The following is a 17,780-nucleotide window of genomic DNA, read 5'->3' on the forward strand; positions in this document are numbered from 1 at the left end:
CGATGATCGACGGGGCCACCGCGCTCGATCGCTGTGCCAGCCTGATCGAGGCCGCGCGCCGCCACGGGGCCGATGCCGCCGACGCCGCCGCGCGCGCCCAGTCATCGGAGGCCGTCGGCGTGCGGCTGGGCAAGCTGGAGGAGGTCGAGCGTTCCGAAGGCGAAGGGATTGCCTTGCGCGTTTTCGTCGGCCGCCGGTCGGCCTCGATCGAAACGAGCGATTTCACGCCCGGCGCGCTGGACGACCTGGCCGCCCGCGCCGTGGCCATGGCGCGGGTCGCGCCCGACGATCCCCATGCCGGCCTCGCCCCCGGGGACCGGCTCGACCGGGGCGAGGCCCCGCCGCTCGATCTCGAGGACCCGGCAAGGCCCGGCCCGGACGACTTGCGCCGGCGCGCCGAGGCGGCCGAGGATGCCGCGCGCGCGGTCGAAGGGGTGACGAACAGCGAAGGGGCGTCGGCCTCCTGCGGCCGTTCGCTTTTCGCGCTGGTGACCAGCCACGGTTTCGCGCGCGCTTATGGCGCCACCCATCACTCGGTCAGCGCGGTCGCGATCGGGGGCAGCGGCGCCGGGATGCAGCGCGATTACGCGCAGCGCAGCGCCCGCCACCTGGAAGACCTGCCCCCGCCGGAGGAGATCGGCCGCCTCGCGGGCGAACGCACGGTCGCGCGTCTCCATCCCGAGGTGCCGCGCGGCGGCCGCATGCCCGTGCTGTTCGACCCGCGGGTCGGTGCCTCGCTGATCGGGCACCTTGTCGGCGCCATGGCGGGCCCGGCGATCGCCAGCCGGTCGAGCTTCCTGCTCGGGCGCGAAGGCAGCGCCGTTTTCCCGGCCGCGATCGATGTGCTGGAGGACCCGCACCGGCCGCGCGGCCTGCGCTCGCGCCCGTTCGACGGGGAGGGGCTGTCGTGCGTGCCGCGCAAGCTGGTCGATCGCGGCGTGCCGGGCGACTGGCTGCTCAATGTCGCGAGCGCCAGCAAGCTGGGCCTCGCCCCGACCGGCCATGCCTCGCGCGGGGCGGGCGCACCGGGCGTCTCGGCGAGCAACCTGCACGTCCCGGCGGGCCCGGTCGGCCGCGCCGAGCTGATGGCCGATATCGGGGAAGGCGTGCTGGTGACCGAGCTGGCCGGCCAGGGCGTGAACGCGGTCACCGGCGACTACAGCCGGGGCGCCAGCGGTTTTCGCATCGTCGGCGGCGAGATCGCCGGGCCGGTGGCGGAATTCACCGTGGCGGGCAATCTCCTCGCCATGTATGCCCGGATGCATGCGGCGAACGACCTCGAGATGCACCGCGCGATCAATGTCCCCACCTTGCGGGTCGACGGGATGACGGTGGCCGGCGCATGACGCGGGCGCGCCCGGTCCGGCACGCCCTTACCCGCCTGGCGGCGGCTTTCCTGGTCCTGCTCGCCGCGCCGGCGCTTGCCGTTCCGGCCCTGCCCGAAGGGGCCCCGGCCACGCCCGCCCCGGCCGCCGAAGCGGCGATCGCCGATCACCAGGATGCGGGCGCGGACGCGCGGATTGCGGGGCGGATCCGCGCGATCTTCGGCGAGATAGAGGCCCTGTCGCAAGTCGAGGTCGCGGTCAGCGAAGGGGTCGTGACGCTGGCCGGAACGGTCCCTGCCGCCGGGGACGGCGAGCGCGCCGAACGCATCGCCAGCCGCGTCGCCGGCGTCGCCACGGTGGAAAACGCGATCGTCCGCGACGTCTCGATCGATCGCAACCTCGGTTCGCTGGAAAGCCTTTCGGCCGGGTTCGCCGGCCTCGTCGCGATGCTGCCGCTGATCGGCGTCGCGCTCGTCCTGGCGATTGCGATCGCCTTCGTCGGCCATCTGATCGCGGGGTTCGGCGCGCTCTGGCGCCGGCTCCTGCCCAATGTCTTCCTGGCCGACCTGGTCGCGAGCGCGATCCGGTTCGCCTTCATTCTGATCGGCCTCGTGGTCGCGCTCGACCTGCTGGGTGCGGGGGCGCTGATGGGGGCGGTGCTGGGTGGCGCGGGGGTGGTCGGGATCGCGCTCGGCTTCGCCATGCGCGACACGATCGAGAACTACGTCGCCTCGCTGATGCTCAGCCTGCGCCAGCCGTTCCGGGCCAACGACCACGTCCTGATCGACGACAAGGAAGGGCGCGTCGTGCGCCTGACCAGCCGGGCCACCGTGCTGATGACGCTGGAGGGGAACCACCTGCGGATCCCCAATTCCACCGTCTTCAAGGCGGTGATCCTGAACTACACCCGCAACCCGCAGCGGCGGTTCGAATTCGACCTGGGGATCGACGCCGACGACGATCCCGACGCGGGCCGGCGCGTCGGGCGCGAGACGCTGGCGCAGCTGCCGTTCGTCCTCGCCGACCCGCCGCCCGACGCGGCGGTGATGGAAGTGGGCGATTCGAACATCGTCCTGCGGTTCTTCGGCTGGATCGACCAGCGCGAGAGCGACTGGGTCAAGGCACGCAGCCGCGCGATCGCGGCGGTCAAGCGGGCGCTGGAGGAAGGCGGCTTCGCGCTGCCCGAGCCGATCTATCGCCTGCGCTTCGACCAGCGCACGATGCCACTGCCGTTCGAAAATGTCGCCGGGCCGCAAGGCGATGCGGGCCGCGAACGGCCGGCACGCCAACCGCCGGAACCCGCTCCGCCGCCGGACAGCGGGCCGGAGGGGGACGACGCGGCGGACGTGCGCCCCGATGCGGAGATCGAACGGATGGTCGAGGCCGAGCGCGCGCAGGGCGAAACGCGCGACCTGCTCGATCCCAGCCGGCCGGTGGAATAGGCCCGGCGAACGGCCGCCGACCGGCGGCGGCCGCGCCTGCCGTCAGCCCCTGGCCCGCTCGATCGATTCGAGCACGATCCGCTTGGCCTCGGCCGCGTCGCCCCACTGGCCGATGCGGACCCACTTTTCCTTCTCCAGGTCCTTGTAGTGGGTGAAGAAGTGCTCGATCTGCTGGAAGATGATCGAGGGCAGGTCCTTGGTTTCGGCGACGTCGGAGTAATAGGGGAACGTGGTGTCGATCGGGACGCAGATCAGTTTCTCGTCGCCGCCGTGCTCGTCCTCCAGGTTGAGGACCCCGATCGGGCGGGCGCGCACGATGCACCCGGGGATGAACGGGCTGCGCGAGATGACCAGCGCGTCGAGCGGGTCGCCATCGGGGCTCAGCGTGTGGGGCACGAAGCCGTAGTTCGCCGGGTAGCGCATCGGCGTGTGCAGGATCCGGTCGACGAACAGGGCGCCCGATTCCTTGTCGAATTCATACTTCACCGGTTCGCCGCCGGTCGGCACTTCGATGATGACGTTGAGGCTGTCGGGCGGGCTGTCGCCCACGGGAACCTTGTCGATGCGCATATTGTCTCTCTGTTGCGGTCGGCCCCTCTCCCAAAGGACTTCGCGCCGGGGCCTCTAGCGGGCCGGCGATATTGCGGCAAGCCACGCTCTCGCCTAAGCGCGCGCCATGGCGAAGACATCCGGCAAGACCCCCCAGGCGATCCGCGGAACGCAGGACATTTTCGGCCCCGATGCGGAAAGCTTCGCGCACGTCGTCGAAACCTTCGAGCGCGTGCGCCGGCTCTACCGCTTCCGCCGGGTGGAAATGCCGGTGTTCGAGAAGACCGAGGTCTTCGCCCGATCGATCGGCGAGACGACCGATATCGTCTCGAAGGAAATGTATTCGTTCGAGGACCGCGGCGGGGAATCGCTGACCCTGAGGCCGGAGTTCACCGCCGGGATCGCGCGCGCCTGGATCACCAACGGCTGGAAACAGCACGCCCCGCTCAAGGTCGCGACGCACGGGCCGCTGTTCCGCTACGAGCGCCCGCAGAAGGGCCGGTACCGCCAGTTCCACCAGATCGACGCGGAAATCATCGGCGCGGCCGAACCGCAGGCCGACGTGGAATTGCTGGCCATGGCCGACCAGCTGCTGCGCGAGCTGGGGATCGAGGGTGTCACGCTGCAGCTCAACACGCTGGGCGATGCCGATAGCCGGGAGGCCTGGCGCGCCGCGCTGGTCGAGCATTTCCGTGCCGTGAAAGGCGAACTGTCGGAAGATTCGCAGGAACGGCTGGAAAAGAACCCGCTGCGCATCCTCGACAGCAAGGATCCGCGCGATCGCCGCTTCGTGGTCGATGCGCCGAAGATCGACAGCTTCCTGTCGGACGAGGCGCAGGCTTTCTTCGGCCAGGTCACCGATGGGCTCGATGCCGCGGGCGTGAAATGGCGCCGCGCCGAAAGCCTCGTGCGCGGGCTCGACTATTACCGGCACACCGCGTTCGAATTCGTCCCCGACGAAGGCTCCGCCGCGGCCGCCGCGCTCGGCGCCCAGAGCACGGTGCTGGGCGGCGGGCGTTACGACGGGCTGATGGAATCGCTCGGCGGCGCGGCCACGCCCGCGGTCGGCTGGGCCGCAGGGATCGAGCGGCTGGCGATGCTGGTGGGGGAGAAGCAACCGGAGATTGCCGACGTCAGCATTGCCGTCGAGACCGATGCGCTGCTCAACACCGGCATTGCAGCCAGTACCGCGATCAGGACTGCCGGCCTCTCTGCCGAGATCGTAGCGACCGGCTCTCCGCGCAAGCGCTATGACAAGGCCGCAAAGATCAACGCGAAGGTACTGCTCAGCATTTCCGCGAAGGACGGCGAAACCGTCTTCAATCTCAAGTCGGCGCCGGGTGTCGAGGAATATGACCGTGTCCGCGATATTCTCGAAAACCTCGAGAAATGACTATCCCCGCAGTCCCTGCAATTCGTCACCCTGAACTCGTTTCAGGGTCCATTTCTTCTCTCGCCCCATCGATTGGTGGAGCGCGATGGATGCTGAAACGAGTTCAGCATGACGGGCTTCGGGAGAATGGGGTGGCAAAATGACCATCCCCGCCGAACGCCTGGACCAGATCGCGCACCGTTTCGCCGAGCTCGAGGCGCGGCTGGCGTCGGGTACGCTGGAGGGCGAGGCTTTCGTCGCCGCCAGCCGCGACTATGCCGAGCTGGAGCCGGTCGCCCGCGCGGCGCAGGAGGTGCGCGCGATGCGGGCCGAGCTGGCGGACCTGGAAACGCTCGACGATAGCGATCCCGAGATGAAGGCGCTGGCGGAGGAGGAAATCGCCCGCCTGCGCGAGCGGCTGCCCGAGGCCGAGCGCCAGCTGGCGATCGCGATGCTGCCGCGCGATGCCGCCGATGCACGGCCCGCAATGCTGGAAATTCGCGCGGGCACCGGCGGGGACGAGGCCGCGCTGTTCGCCGCCGACCTGTTCCGCATGTACGAGCGCTTCGCTGCGGAGAACGGCTGGCGGGTGGAAACGATCAGCATGAACGCGTCGGACATCGGCGGCTTCAAGGAAGTGGTCGCCCATGTCAGCGGCACTGGCGTTTTCGCCAGGCTGAAGTTCGAAAGCGGCGTCCACCGGGTCCAGCGCGTGCCGGTGACCGAGAGCGGCGGGCGCATCCACACCTCGGCCGCGACGGTCGCCGTCCTGCCCGAACCGAGCGAAGTCGATGTCGAAATCGACGACAAGGATCTGAAGATCGACATCTACCGCGCCAGCGGTGCCGGCGGGCAGCACGTGAACACGACCGACAGCGCGGTGCGCCTGACCCACCTGCCGACCGGCCTGGTCGTGATCCAGCAGGACGAGCGCAGCCAGCACAAGAACCGGGCCAAGGCCATGCAGGTCCTGCGCACCCGGCTCTACGACCTGAAGCGGGCGGAAGCGCAGGGCGCGGAGGCGGAGGCGCGCAAGGCCATGGTCGGCAGCGGCGACCGGTCGGAGCGGATCAGGACCTACAACTTCCCGCAGGGGCGCGTCACCGATCACCGCATCGGGCTGACGCTGCACAAGCTCGACGAAGTGCTGGCCGGCCCGGGGCTGGGCGAGCTTGTCGATGCCCTGATCGCCGAAGACGAGGCCAAGCGTCTCTCGGCGATGGATGGCTGACGGCGTGCCCGGGGTCGCGGTCGCCGCTGCCCTGCGCGCGGCGGCAGAGCGGCTTTCGCCGGTGTCCGATACCGCGCGGCTCGATGCCGAGCTGCTGATGGCCCACGCGCTGGGCGTGTCGCGCTCCGACCTCCTCCTGCGGCACATGCAGCGCGATGCGCCGCCCGCCTTCGCCGCGCTGGTCGAACGGCGCGCCGGGCACGAGCCGGTGGCCTATATCCTCGGCCGGCAGGAGTTCCACGGCCTCGCCCTGCAGGTCACGCCCGACGTCCTGATCCCGCGCGACGACAGCGAGACGACGCTTGCCGCCGCGCTGGAGGGGGCGGGCGAGGACGGGCGCGTGCTCGACTGCGGGGTCGGCTCGGGCGCGCTCCTGCTCGCTTTCCTGGCCGAGCGGCCGGGCTGGCAGGGCATCGGTATCGACCGCGCCCCCGCCGCGCTTGCCGTCGCCGCGGCCAATGCCCGGGCGCTGGGGCTGGACGGGCGCGCGCGCCTGGCGGAGGCGGACTGGCACGCGCCCGGCTGGGCAGGCGAGCTCGGCCGGTTCGATCGCGTCGTGGCCAATCCGCCCTATGTCGAAAGCGGGGCGGATCTTGCGCCCGACGTCGGCGCGTTCGAACCTGCCGGCGCGCTCTATGCCGGGCCCGACGGGCTGGACGATTACCGCGGGCTCGTCCCCTGCCTTCCAGGCCTGCTCGCGCCCGGCGGGATCGCCGTGCTCGAAATCGGCGCGACGCAGGAAGCCGCGGTCGCCGCGATCGCCGCCGACGCCGGGTTTTCCTGCACGTTGCGGCGCGACCTCGGCGGGCGGCCGCGCGCATTGATTTTGCGTTAGGGGTTGGCAAAGACCCTCGCGATAGCTAACTCTTGAGACAGGCCACCGGATCGCGACGCGCTCGCCACCCGGAAGGGCCTGGTTCCGACATTTGCAAACCGGCCGGGCGTTGGGCCCGCGCACAGGTGCAGATGGAACATCCGCGATCCGCAACGAAGCGGACGCGGCGAGGGGTCATGCGACCGCACGGGCAATGGTGCCGGCTGGGCGGTCCCGAATGAGGAAGAGCATTCCTTGAACAATCACCGCAGTAATCGCCGTCGCGGACGCGGCAATCGCCAGCAGGGCGGCGGCAACCAGGCTAACAGGATCGACAGTCGGGCTCGCGGCAACGCGCCCCAGCTGCTCGACAAGTACAAGAAGCTGGCCCAGGACGCGCAGCACAACGGCGACCGGGTGCAGGCCGAATACTACCTGCAGTTCGCCGATCACTATTTCCGCGTCATCGCCGACAACAAGGCGCGCCAGGAAGAACAGCGCAGCAAGCGCCAGGACGATCGCGACCAGGACGACGACGATGGCGACGACGACGAGGGCGAAAGCCCGCGCCGCCGCCAGTCGCGCAACACCCGCAATCGCCGCGACGACGGCAACGGCCGCGACGGTTCGGCCGATCGCGGCGGTTCCGCTGATCGCGACGATGCGAACGATCGCGACGGCAATGCCGAATCGAGCGACGATTCGGGCTACGAGCCGGCGGAAAACCCGTTCAAGCGCCCGGCCCGCGGCGAACCGCGCCAACCGCGCAAGCCGCGCAAGGCCCGGGGCGAGACGCCTGGCGACAACGCTCCCGACAATGCTCCCGACAACAGGGGCGAGATCGACGCTTCGGCGCTGCCCCCCGCGATCGGCGAGGCCGGCGATGCCAGTGAGGCCGCGCCGCCCAAGAAGAAGCGCGCCACCCGCAGCCGCAAGAAGGCCGAACCGGCCGAGGACAGCGAAACCGTCCAGGCGGTCGGCTGATACCGGGGCAGGAGCTGGCTAGCCGGGGCGGCACAGGACGATGAACCGGATCGGCCGGATCGGCGACTGGCTGCTCGCCCGCCCCCGCCTCGCGGCGCTCCTGTGCGGCGCCCTTTCGGCAACCGGGTTTCCCCCGCTCCACCTCTGGCCGGTCGCCTTGCTGGCCATGGGCGGCTTCATCGCCCTCGTGCGCCACGCGCCCGACCGCAAGAGCGCCTTCGTGCGCGGCTGGCTGTTCGGGCTGGCCCATTTCACCCTCGCCAACAACTGGATCGCGACTGCCTTCACCTACCAGGCCGAAATGCCGGCCTGGCTCGGCTGGCTCGCGGTGCCGCTCCTGTCGCTCTACCTTGCGCTCTACCCGGCTCTGGCCGCTCTCCTGGTCCGCCTGCCGGCGCGGGACATGGGGCCGGGCGCGGTGGCCTGCCTTGCCGGCGGGGCCTGGGCGCTGACCGAGTGGCTGCGAAGCTGGGTCTTCACCGGCTATGCCTGGGACCCGTTCGGGCTGGTCTTCCTCGGCCCGTTCGACCGGCCCGGGCTCGCCGCGCTCCTCCCCTGGCTGGGGACATATGCCCTTTCCGGCCTGGCGGTCGTCGTCGCGGCCCTGCTGCTGGTTCTCCTTCGCGAAAGGCGGCCGGCCGCTTTCGCGCTGGCGACCGGCCTGCTCGCGGCCGGCATGTACTGGCCCGCCCCCGCGCGGGAGGAAGGCACGCTGCGCTTCACGCTGGTCCAGCCCGACATACGGCAGGAAGACCTCGACAATCCGGCCAAGTTCGAAGAGCAGTTCGCCCGGCTGGCGCGGCTCTCGCTCCCGCGCGGGGCCGAAGGGCCGCGACTGGTGCTGTGGCCCGAATCGGGCGTGCCCGATTACCTGCGCGACGGCTATCCGCAGCGCTATTACGACCAGATGACCGCGGCCGGGAACCCGGGCTATGCCCGCTGGCGGATCGGCCGGACGATCGGCGAGGGATCGCTGCTGCTGACCGGCGCGGTGGACCTGGAGATCGAGGACGTGGACGGCCGCGAACGGGCGACCGGGGCCTATAACGCGATCACCCCGGTCATGGCCGACGGGACGCTGGGCGAACGCTATGCCAAGGCGCACCTCGTGCCCTTCGGCGAATATCTTCCGCTGCGCAGCTGGCTCTCGCCGCTCGGCCTCACGCGGCTGGTCGCCGGGACGCTGGACTTCATTCCCGGCCCCGGGCCGCGCACGCTCGATCTCGGCCGCTGGGGCCGCGCCGGGGCGCAGATCTGCTACGAGATCGTCTTTTCCGGGCAGGTGGTCGATCGCGGCGACCGCCCCGATTACATCTTCAACCCGTCGAACGACGGCTGGTTCGGGGCGTGGGGGCCGCCCCAGCACCTAGCCCAGGCGCGAATGCGCGCGATCGAGGAAGGGCTGCCGGTTCTGCGCGCGACGACGACCGGGATCAGCGCGGTGATCGATGCGCGCGGGGTCGTGCGCGACCACCTCGGCATGCGCGTGGCCGGGCGGCTCGACGGGCGCGTTCCGCCGGCGCAGCCGCCTACGCCGTTCGCGCTCTTCGGCAACTGGCTGGCGATGGCCTGGGCCCTGGCACTGATCGCCGGATCGCTGGTTGTCACGCGGTGGCGGGCGGGCTAGGACCGCCTTTCAGACATAAAGCTTCCTTTATATCGGGAATCCACATGCGCAGCACCTTTCTCTTCACGTCCGAGAGCGTTTCCGAGGGGCATCCCGACAAGGTCTCGGACCAGATTTCCGACGCCGTGGTGGACCTCCTGCTGTCGAAGGACCCCGAGGCGCGCGTTGCCTGCGAAACGCTGACCACGACGCAGCGCGTCGTCCTGGCGGGCGAACTGCGCTGCAAGGGCGTGTACGAGGACGGGGCCTGGGTCGATGGCGCGCTGGAGGAGATCGAGCGCGTCGTGCGCGAGACCGTGCGCGAGATCGGATACGAGCAGGACGGCTTCCACTGGCAGACGCTGACGTTCGAGAACCACCTCCACGGCCAGAGCGCGCATATCGCGCAGGGCGTGGACGCCAGCGGCAACAAGGACGAGGGCGCGGGCGACCAGGGCATCATGTTCGGCTTCGCCTGCGACGAGACGCCCGACCTGATGCCGGCCACGATCGATTACAGCCACAAGATCCTCCAGCGGCTGGCGGCCGACCGCAAGAGCGGCGCGGCCCCCTTCCTCGAGCCCGATGCGAAGAGCCAGGTGACCTTGCGCTATCGCGACGGGAAGCCGGTGGCAGCGACCGCGATCGTCGTTTCGACCCAGCACGCCCCCGGCTACGACGAAGGCGCGAAGGAAGCCGAGCTGAAGGATTACGTGAAGCGCGTCGTGGGCGAGATCCTGCCCGACGGCTTCCTGTCCGACGAAACGCGCTGGCACATCAACCCGACCGGGACTTTCGTGATCGGCGGCCCCGACGGCGACGCCGGCCTTACCGGGCGCAAGATCATCGTCGATACCTATGGCGGCGCGGCGCCCCACGGCGGGGGCGCGTTCAGCGGCAAGGACCCGACCAAGGTCGATCGTTCGGCCGCCTATATCAGCCGCTACCTGGCCAAGAACATCGTCGCTGCCGGGATCGCGCGCCGCTGCACGATCCAGCTTTCCTACGCCATCGGCGTTTCGGAGCCGCTGTCGCTCTATGTCGATACCCACGGCACGGGCAGCGTGGACGATGCCCGGATCGAGGACGCGATCCGCGGTATCGACAAGCTCGGCGGCCTGACCCCGCGCGGCATCCGCACCCACCTGGGGCTGAACAAGCCGATCTATCGCCAGAGCGCGGCCTACGGCCATTTCGGCCGGGCGGCGCAAGGCGATCATTTCCCGTGGGAACGCACCGACCTGGTGGACGACCTGAAGGCGGCGCTCGCCTGACCTAGTCGCGCCACCGCGGCGCGGTTCCGCGCTGCCGCCCATGCTCGCCGTGGCGGGGCGATGGACGGTCGAGTGCCAGCCCGGCATCGGAGAACCGGAACGGGCTGCGCAGGCCGGGAACGCCATCGGGGTCTATCCGCATTCCGCGCGCCGCGACCTGCGGATCGGCGAACACGGCCGCGCAATCGTTGATCGGCCCGGCCGGCACGCCGCTTTCGCGGCAGGCGGCGAGCAGGTCGTCGCGCGCCCAGCGGGCGATCTCGCGCGCGATCTCGGCTTCCAGCCATTCGCGATGCGCGATCCGGCCGGCGTTGTCCGCCAGGCGCGGGTCGTCGGCCAGGTCGTCGCGGGCGAGGGCGCGCATCAGCACGCCGAACAGCCGGTCGTTCGCCGGGGCAAGGACCACCTCGCCGTCGGCCGCGCGATAGACGCCGTAGGGCACGACCTGGGCGTGCGAATTGCCCATCCGCGGCGGGTTCGCGCCGCTCGCGAAATAGCTCATGGCCTGGTTGGCGAGGAGCGATACCGAACAGTCGAGCAGGGCCATGTCGATGTGCTGCCCGGTGCCGGTGCGCTCGCGCATCAGCAGCGCGGCCTGGATCGCGATCGTCGAATAGAGGCCGCAGGCGAGGTCGGAGATTGAGACCCCCGCCTTCATCGGCGCGCCCCCCGGCTCGCCGGTCAGCCCCATCAGCCCGCTCATGCCCTGGATCACGAAGTCGTAACCCGGTTCGTCTCGGCGCGGGCCGTCGAGCCCGAAGCCGGTGATCGAGCAATAGACGAGGCGCGGGTTGCGCGCGGCGAGCGCGGCGTAGTCGAGGCCGAAGCGCGCGAGTGTGCCAGCCTTGAAGTTCTCTATCACCACGTCCGCGCCGTCGCACAGCCCGGCAACCATCGCCTGGTCGGCGGGGTCGGCGAAGTCGGCGACGACCGATCGCTTGCCGCGGTTGCAGGCATGGTAATAGGCTGCGGCGCGTTCACCCCCGCGCTCGATCCACGGCGGGCCCCACTGGCGCGTGCCGTCGCCTTCGGGGCTCTCGACCTTGATCACGTCGGCGCCGAGATCGGCCAGGGTCTGCCCGGCGAACGGCCCGGCCAGGACGCGGGCGAGTTCGACCACGCGCAGGCCGGCAAGCGGGGTGGCCCGGCCGCCCACCGGCTCAGGCGACGTAATGCGCGGTGGTCTTCGCGGCGACTTCGTCCGCGCTCACGCCCGGGGCCAGCTCGACAAGGCGGAACGGGCTGTCGTGGTCCGGCCGCTGGAACACGGCGAGGTCGGTCACGATCATGTCCACCACGTTGGTGCCGGTCAGCGGCAACGTGCATTCGGGAATGAACTTGGGGCTGCCGTTCTTGGCGGTGTGTTCCATAACCACGATGATCTTCTTCACCCCGGCGACGAGGTCCATCGCGCCGCCCATGCCCTTGATCATCTTGCCGGGGATCATCCAGTTGGCGATGTCGCCGTTCTCCGCCACTTCCATCGCGCCCAACACAGTCAGGTCGATATGCCCGCCGCGGATCATCGCGAAGCTGGCGGCGCTGTCGAAATAGGCGCTGTGCGGCAGTTCGCTGATCGTCTGCTTGCCGGCATTGATCAGGTCGGCGTCGACTTCGTCCTCGTAGGGGAAGGGGCCGATGCCCAGCATGCCGTTTTCGCTCTGCAGCGTGACATGCATCCCTTCGGGGATGTGGTTGGCGACCAGCGTCGGGATGCCGATCCCCAGGTTCACGTAAAATCCGTCTTGCAGTTCCTGCGCCGCGCGGGCGGCCATCTGGTTGCGGTCCCAGGGCATCGGTCAATCTTCCTTGGTCTCTGGAGGTGTCGGGACGAGGAACCAGCCCCGGTCGATCAGCACTTCGAGTGCCGAGGCCGCGGCAGGGTCCCTCAGGTAGGAATAGAGCTCGTCGAAATCGGCCCGCTTGTCACCGGCGATGGCGAGCAGGCAGTGGCTGCGCGCCAGCTCCTCGCGGCGCAGCTGCTTGCGGTCGCCGGCCCGGCGCATGAGCAGCAAGATGTCGCGGCCCGCCGGGTCGAGCCCCGTTTCCACGAGGTGCCGGCGCAGCGTGCCGGCCTCGGCGGCGGAGAGGCGGCTGATCCAGAACACGGCGGTATCCTGTGCGCGCAAGTCGGCCAGCCCGTCGGCGAGGGCCGGATCGGGCGCGATCGCGTCGACCTGCGCGGCTTCGCCGGCGGGGTCGAGATCGATCAGCACCGCGGGCGGCAGGATCGCGCAATCGGTGGTTGCCGGCTGCAGCGATCCGGGATCGGCCAGGACGGCGGAGCGCCGGCGCTCGTCGGTCGGATGGCGGGCGGATTCGGCCAGCGCATAGCTGAGAAAGCCGCGATAGGGCGTGGCCGGCGCCGTTGCAGCGGCCGCGCGGTCGGCCGGCACGACGGTTCGCGCGCCGGCCCGGGCCTGCCGCTCGGGCCCGCCGATCATCGCGCTGCTGGCGGCAAGCGGAATCGCGGCGGCAACGCACCCGCCGAGGGTGAGGGCAAGCGCCGATGCCGCGCACGCGGCATGGTGCCGCCGCGCGCTCACGCGGCCTCGTGTTCGGGCCCGGTCCTTTCCCGGGTCGTGCGGAACTCGATCTTCTTGTCGTAGGGTGCGCCGACGATCATCCGCTGGACATAGACGCCGGGCAGGTGGATGCAGTCGGGATCGAGACTGCCGGTGGGCACGATTTCTTCCACTTCGACGACGCAGACCTTGCCGCAGGTCGCCGCCGGCAGGTTGAAATTGCGCGCGGTCTTGCGGAACACCAGGTTGCCGGTTTCGTCCGCCTTCCACGCTTTCACGATCGCAAGATCGGCGAAGATCCCGCGCTCGAGGATATAGTCCTCCCCGTCGAAGGTCTTCACTTCCTTGCCTTCGGCCACCTGGGTGCCGACGCCGGTCTTCGTGTAGAACCCGGGAATGCCGGCGCCGCCGGCACGCATACGCTCGGCCAGGGTCCCCTGGGGGCAGAATTCCACCTCCAGCTCGCCGGATAGAAACTGGCGCTCGAACTCCTTGTTCTCGCCCACGTAGGACGAGATCATCTTCTTCACCTGGTGCGTGCGCAGCAGCTTGCCGATGCCTTCGTTGTCGATGCCGGCATTGTTGCTGCAGAAGGTCAGGCCCTTGACCCCGCTGTCGCGGATCGCGTCGAGCAGGCGTTCGGGAATGCCGCACAGGCCGAAGCCCCCCGCGGCGATCAGCATGTCGTCCTCGAGCAGCCCGTCGAGGGCGGCGGCGGCATCGGGATAGAGCTTCTGCATCGGACCTCCTTAAGCGCCCTTCGCCTCTAGGCGCGAAGCGCGGACCTGTCACCCCTCGGGCGGCTGCGTCCGGGCCATGCTGCGGTGCAGCATCGCGGTGCGGCGAGCCGGACGGGTCGCCCGCAAAAGTGTCATTCTTTCAACCGTGCGACAGGCCAGGTTGCTTTTTATGCAATATACAATGAACTTTTCGCACTTGCACAAAACCTTGCTGCACTGCACATAGGGCGTGCCTTTCAGGCATCCTCTCCCAAGACTTTCCAGGCCCGGTCCTCGTGACCGGGCCTTTTTCTTTGCCCGCGCTGCGCGTGCAGGCCCCGGCACTTGCCGGCGGTTCGGGCGTTTGACTCGCGACGAAGGCTCCCTAGCTAGGGAGCGTCACGCATGTGAAACGGCACAGGGAGATGTGGACGGATGGCCGAAGTCGACGCGACGGTAGAAGATAAGGCGGTCCGGCTCCAGGTCGCGGCGGCACGGCAGGAAGAAAGCGGGCGCGGCGTTGCCCGGTTGCCGCGCTCGGCGTTCCAGGCGCTCGGCATTACCGAAGGCGACGTGGTCGAGATCGCGGGCAAGCGTTCGACCGCCGCGATCGCGATGGCCGCCTATGACGAGGACCAGTCGCTCGACGTCGTCCGGCTCGATGGCCTGCAGCGCAACAATGCCGAGTGCGGATCGGGCGAGCACGTGCGTATTTCCGCCGCCAAGTCGCGGCCGGCCACGCGCGTCGTGTTCGCCCCGGCCAGCCGGGAGATGCGGCTCCAGGGCCCGACCCAGGCGCTCAAGCGCAATTTCTTCCGCAAGCCGCTGATGGCCGGCGACCTCGTGGCGACGACCGGCCAGCAGCCGGTGCAGAACATGCCGCCCGAAGTGCAGCGCATGTTCAACGCCCCGGCCTATGCGCTGACGCAGGTGCGCCTCACCGTGGTTTCCACCGCGCCCAAGGGGATCGTCCATATCGACGAGAACACCGAGGTGGAGCTGCGCGCCGAGTACGAGGAATCGCCCACCGGCCGCGCGGTCGTGAACTACGACGATGTCGGCGGCATGGGCGAAACGATCCAGCAGCTGCGCGAGATGGTGGAGCTGCCGCTGCGCTATCCCGAGCTGTTCACCCGGCTGGGCGTCGATCCGCCCAAGGGGGTCCTGCTCCACGGCCCGCCGGGAACCGGCAAGACGCGGCTCGCCCAGGCGGTCGCGAACGAGAGCGACGCGCAGTTCTTCACCATCAACGGGCCGGAAATCATGGGCTCCGGCTACGGCGAGAGCGAGAAGCGCCTGCGCGAGGTGTTCGAGGACGCGACCAAGCATGCCCCGGCGATCGTCTTCATCGACGAGATCGACTCGATCGCGCCCAAGCGCTCGCAAGTCTCGGGCGAGGCGGAAAAGCGCCTGGTCGCGCAATTGCTGACCCTGATGGACGGGCTGGAGGCGCGATCGAACCTCGTCGTCATCGCCGCCACCAATCGCCCCGACGCGGTGGACGAGGCGCTGCGCCGGCCCGGCCGGTTCGACCGCGAGATCGTGATCGGCGTGCCCGACGAGAAGGGGCGGCGCGAGATCCTGTCCATCCACACCCGCGGGATGCCGCTGGGCGACCGGGTGGACCCGGACGAACTGGCGCGGGTGACCCACGGTTTCGTCGGCGCCGATATCGCCGCGCTCGCGCGCGAGGCGGCGATCGATGCCGTCCGGCGCATCATGCCCAAGCTCGACCTCGACGAACGGACGATCCCGCCCGAGGTGCTCGACAACCTCTCGGTCACGCGCGAGGATTTCCTCTCCGCGCTCAAGCGTGTGCAGCCCAGCGCCATGCGCGAAGTCATGGTCCAGGTCCCGAAAGTGGGCTGGGGCGACATCGGCGGGGTCGACGACGCGATCGACATGCTGCGCGAAGGGATCGAGCTGCCGCTCAAGAACCCCGAGGCGTTCCGCCGCCTGGGCATTCGCCCGGCCAAGGGCTTCCTGCTTTATGGCCCGCCCGGCACGGGCAAGACCCTGCTGGCCAAGGCGGTCGCGAAGGAGGCGGAGGCGAACTTCATCTCGATGAAGAGTTCCGACCTCCTGTCGAAGTGGTACGGCGAGAGCGAGCAGCAGATCGCGCGCATGTTCCAGCGCGCGCGCGCCGTGGCCCCGTGCGTCGTCTTCATCGACGAGATCGACAGCCTCGTCCCGGCCCGCGGCAGCGGCCAGGGCGAACCGCAGGTGACCGGGCGCGTGGTCAACACGATCCTGGCCGAAATGGACGGGCTGGAAGAACTCCAGTCGGTGATCGTGATCGGGGCCACCAATCGCCCGACCCTGGTCGATCCGGCGCTGCTGCGCCCCGGCCGGTTCGACGAGCTGGTCTATGTCGGCACGCCGGACCGGAAGGGGCGGGCGCAGATCCTGGGCATACACACCGGCGGGATGCCGCTGGCCGGCGACGTGGACCTGGGCACGGTCGCGGACAAGACCGACCGGTTCACCGGCGCCGACCTGGAAGACGTCGTGCGGCGGGCGGGCCTCAACGCCCTGCGCCGCGTCGGCGGCGAAGTGCAGGACGTGACGGGCGCCGATTTCGACGAGGCGCTGAAGGATTCGCGTGCCACCGTGACCCCGCAGATGGAGGCCGAATATCGCAAGATGCGCGGCGAGCTGAAGAAGCGCGCGGCGCAGGCGATGCCGATCGGCTTCATTTCCGAAGGCATGGTGGAGCCGACCCGCGACCGCAAGCACGGCTAAGGCGGCCCGGGGCGGGCCCGGCGTTCCGCGCTGGCGCGCTCCGCCCCCGGCCGGGCGCCTTGGCGCTGCTGTGTTCCGCTAGCCCCGCTGCGTGCGGGCGTTGGCGTCCTCTACCCCCAGCCGGTGGCGGATCAGCGCGTCGGGCATGTTGACCCGCAGCCATTCCATCATGTGCTCGCGTACCGCGCAGCGCAGGGTCCACAGGTCGCCGATCGTCGCCGCGCTGACCGCGATCCGCAGCTCGATGCTTTCCGGGTGCGCCTCGGTCATCAGCAGTTCGGCCGTGCGCCCGTCCCAGTCCTCGCGCGTGGCGACATAGCGCAGGAACTCCGCGCGGATCGGCGCCACTTCGCTGGCGGGGTCGAGGTGCAGGAAGACCGGCCCCGAGAGCCGTTCCGAATCGCGCGACCAGTTTTCGAAACTCGTGTCGAGGAAGCTGCTGGTCGGCACCACGATCTGCCGTTCGTCCCAGGTCCGCACGATGATGAAGCTCATGCGGATTTCCTCCACCCGCCCGGTGAAGCCGTCCACTACCACGAGATCGCCGATCCGCAGCGGTTCGGTCAGGGCCATCTGCATCCCGGCGATCAGCGACTTGAGCGCGGGCTGGGCCGCCGCGCCCACGGCCAGCGCGGCAAGCCCGGCCGATGCCATCAGCGTCACGCCGACGTCGCGCACGCCGGGGATGGCCAGCAGCATCATCGCCACGGTGAGCAGGACGATCAGGAACGCCGCCGTGCGCGAAAGGATCGCGACCCGGGTGCGCCGGCTGCGCGCGGCGATCGGGTCGGACGACAGCTCGCTGCGGATCTGCATGGCGGCGGCGAATGCGCGCACGAGCGATAGCGCCAGCCAGCCGACCAGCGCGGGGACGAGGAACGGCGCGACCCACTGCCAGACTCGCGCGATATCGGCATGGGTCTGGGCGACGACCGCAATCGCGATCGCCACCACCGACCAGCGTATCGGCGAGGCGATCCGTTCGAAGACGAGGTCGTCGGCCCGCGAGTCCGATCCCTGCGCCAGGCGCCGCAGGAGGTTGAAGATCACCCGGTGGACGAGGAAGGCCGCGGCAATGGCGAGGACGACTGCGATCGTCACCGCCGCCACTTCGTCCCAGGCGATGGTCCATCCACCGGTCCAGTCGGGCAGGGCGATCCGGTCGGGCATCAGCGACGGCCTATGGCCTGTGCCGGG

15 protein-coding genes are annotated in these 17,780 nt (G+C 69.8%); 9 read left to right on the plus strand and 6 right to left on the minus strand.

Going from position 1 to position 17,780, the window contains the following annotated elements; translation table 11 throughout:
* Positions 1 to 2: 2 nt before the first annotated feature.
* Together T8T98_RS00755 and T8T98_RS00760 are read left to right on the plus strand one after the other, a co-directional pair.
* Positions 3 to 1,346 carry a TldD/PmbA family protein gene (locus T8T98_RS00755; protein ID WP_251104347.1) on the plus strand — a complete coding sequence of 448 codons (1,344 nt, stop codon included), beginning with the start codon at positions 3 to 5 and terminating at the stop codon, positions 1,344 to 1,346.
* The gene (locus T8T98_RS00760) at positions 1,343 to 2,767 is read left to right on the plus strand and encodes a mechanosensitive ion channel family protein (RefSeq protein WP_251104346.1); all 1,425 of its coding nucleotides are present in this window, start codon (positions 1,343 to 1,345) and stop codon (positions 2,765 to 2,767) included. The genes T8T98_RS00755 and T8T98_RS00760 overlap by 4 nt, the downstream gene beginning before the upstream one ends.
* 42 nt (positions 2,768 to 2,809) lie before the next feature.
* On the opposite strand, the gene ppa is transcribed toward T8T98_RS00760, so the two are convergent.
* Positions 2,810 to 3,337 (minus strand): inorganic diphosphatase, encoded by a 528-nt coding sequence (ppa, locus tag T8T98_RS00765; protein ID WP_251104345.1) that lies wholly within the window; start codon positions 3,335 to 3,337, stop codon positions 2,810 to 2,812.
* Between the two features lie 106 nt (positions 3,338 to 3,443).
* Between ppa and hisS the strand changes: the two genes are divergently transcribed.
* From hisS to metK, 6 genes are all read left to right on the plus strand, one after another.
* Entirely contained in the window at positions 3,444 to 4,709 is a 1,266-nt protein-coding gene (gene hisS / locus T8T98_RS00770) for a histidine--tRNA ligase (RefSeq protein WP_251104344.1), read from the plus strand.
* 139 nt (positions 4,710 to 4,848) lie between these two features.
* Positions 4,849 to 5,919, plus strand: coding sequence for a peptide chain release factor 1 (prfA, locus tag T8T98_RS00775; protein ID WP_251104343.1), 1,071 nt, complete (start codon positions 4,849 to 4,851; stop codon positions 5,917 to 5,919).
* Positions 5,912 to 6,754, plus strand: a complete 843-nt coding sequence (gene prmC, locus T8T98_RS00780; protein WP_251104342.1) for a peptide chain release factor N(5)-glutamine methyltransferase — start codon at positions 5,912 to 5,914, stop codon at positions 6,752 to 6,754. Before prfA ends, prmC begins: the two co-directional genes overlap by 8 nt.
* Positions 6,755 to 6,988: 234 nt before the next feature.
* Entirely contained in the window at positions 6,989 to 7,717 is a 729-nt protein-coding gene (locus T8T98_RS00785; RefSeq protein WP_251104341.1) for a DUF4167 domain-containing protein, read from the plus strand.
* Between the two features lie 40 nt (positions 7,718 to 7,757).
* Positions 7,758 to 9,344: an apolipoprotein N-acyltransferase gene (gene lnt, locus T8T98_RS00790; protein ID WP_251104340.1), complete on the plus strand. Its 1,587-nt coding sequence runs from the start codon at positions 7,758 to 7,760 to the stop codon at positions 9,342 to 9,344.
* 44 nt (positions 9,345 to 9,388) lie between these two features.
* Positions 9,389 to 10,597 (plus strand): methionine adenosyltransferase, encoded by a 1,209-nt coding sequence (gene metK, locus T8T98_RS00795; RefSeq protein WP_251104339.1) that lies wholly within the window; start codon positions 9,389 to 9,391, stop codon positions 10,595 to 10,597.
* Between the two features lies 1 nt (position 10,598).
* Here the strand turns inward: metK and T8T98_RS00800 are convergent, their stop codons facing one another.
* From T8T98_RS00800 to T8T98_RS00815, 4 genes are all read right to left on the minus strand, one after another.
* Positions 10,599 to 11,753 (minus strand): CaiB/BaiF CoA transferase family protein, encoded by a 1,155-nt coding sequence (locus T8T98_RS00800; protein ID WP_251104338.1) that lies wholly within the window; start codon positions 11,751 to 11,753, stop codon positions 10,599 to 10,601.
* A gap of 4 nt (positions 11,754 to 11,757) precedes the next feature.
* Positions 11,758 to 12,393, minus strand: a complete 636-nt coding sequence (locus T8T98_RS00805) for a CoA transferase subunit B (protein ID WP_251104337.1) — start codon at positions 12,391 to 12,393, stop codon at positions 11,758 to 11,760.
* A gap of 3 nt (positions 12,394 to 12,396) precedes the next feature.
* Positions 12,397 to 13,041 (minus strand): hypothetical protein, encoded by a 645-nt coding sequence (locus T8T98_RS00810; protein ID WP_251104336.1) that lies wholly within the window; start codon positions 13,039 to 13,041, stop codon positions 12,397 to 12,399.
* 98 nt (positions 13,042 to 13,139) lie between these two features.
* Positions 13,140 to 13,862 carry a CoA transferase subunit A gene (locus T8T98_RS00815; protein WP_160734417.1) on the minus strand — a complete coding sequence of 241 codons (723 nt, stop codon included), beginning with the start codon at positions 13,860 to 13,862 and terminating at the stop codon, positions 13,140 to 13,142.
* Between the two features lie 414 nt (positions 13,863 to 14,276).
* Between T8T98_RS00815 and T8T98_RS00820 the strand changes: the two genes are divergently transcribed.
* Positions 14,277 to 16,583 (plus strand): CDC48 family AAA ATPase, encoded by a 2,307-nt coding sequence (locus T8T98_RS00820; RefSeq protein ID WP_251104335.1) that lies wholly within the window; start codon positions 14,277 to 14,279, stop codon positions 16,581 to 16,583.
* A 78-nt stretch (positions 16,584 to 16,661) separates the two neighbouring features.
* Here the strand turns inward: T8T98_RS00820 and T8T98_RS00825 are convergent, their stop codons facing one another.
* Positions 16,662 to 17,753, minus strand: coding sequence for a mechanosensitive ion channel family protein (locus T8T98_RS00825; RefSeq protein ID WP_251104334.1), 1,092 nt, complete (start codon positions 17,751 to 17,753; stop codon positions 16,662 to 16,664).
* Positions 17,754 to 17,780 lie beyond the last annotated feature (27 nt).

The organism is Pelagerythrobacter marinus, assembly GCF_034375205.1.
GTDB classification, from domain to species: Bacteria; Pseudomonadota; Alphaproteobacteria; order Sphingomonadales; family Sphingomonadaceae; genus Pelagerythrobacter; species Pelagerythrobacter marinus.

What these genes read in the sequence shown, in the direction of transcription:
- T8T98_RS00815 (WP_160734417.1), bottom strand. Translation starts at nt 13,862, where the DNA reads ATGCAGAAGCTCTATCCCGATGCCGCCGCCGCCCTCGACGGGCTGCTC.
- T8T98_RS00755 (WP_251104347.1), top strand. Translation starts at nt 3, where the DNA reads ATGATCGACGGGGCCACCGCGCTCGATCGCTGTGCCAGCCTGATCGAG.
- T8T98_RS00820 (WP_251104335.1), top strand. Translation starts at nt 14,277, where the DNA reads ATGGCCGAAGTCGACGCGACGGTAGAAGATAAGGCGGTCCGGCTCCAG.
- metK (WP_251104339.1), top strand. Translation starts at nt 9,389, where the DNA reads ATGCGCAGCACCTTTCTCTTCACGTCCGAGAGCGTTTCCGAGGGGCAT.
- prfA (WP_251104343.1), top strand. Translation starts at nt 4,849, where the DNA reads ATGACCATCCCCGCCGAACGCCTGGACCAGATCGCGCACCGTTTCGCC.
- T8T98_RS00805 (WP_251104337.1), bottom strand. Translation starts at nt 12,393, where the DNA reads ATGCCCTGGGACCGCAACCAGATGGCCGCCCGCGCGGCGCAGGAACTG.
- lnt (WP_251104340.1), top strand. Translation starts at nt 7,758, where the DNA reads ATGAACCGGATCGGCCGGATCGGCGACTGGCTGCTCGCCCGCCCCCGC.
- hisS (WP_251104344.1), top strand. Translation starts at nt 3,444, where the DNA reads ATGGCGAAGACATCCGGCAAGACCCCCCAGGCGATCCGCGGAACGCAG.
- prmC (WP_251104342.1), top strand. Translation starts at nt 5,912, where the DNA reads ATGGCTGACGGCGTGCCCGGGGTCGCGGTCGCCGCTGCCCTGCGCGCG.
- T8T98_RS00825 (WP_251104334.1), bottom strand. Translation starts at nt 17,753, where the DNA reads ATGCCCGACCGGATCGCCCTGCCCGACTGGACCGGTGGATGGACCATC.
- ppa (WP_251104345.1), bottom strand. Translation starts at nt 3,337, where the DNA reads ATGCGCATCGACAAGGTTCCCGTGGGCGACAGCCCGCCCGACAGCCTC.
- T8T98_RS00810 (WP_251104336.1), bottom strand. Translation starts at nt 13,041, where the DNA reads ATGATCGGCGGGCCCGAGCGGCAGGCCCGGGCCGGCGCGCGAACCGTC.
- T8T98_RS00760 (WP_251104346.1), top strand. Translation starts at nt 1,343, where the DNA reads ATGACGCGGGCGCGCCCGGTCCGGCACGCCCTTACCCGCCTGGCGGCG.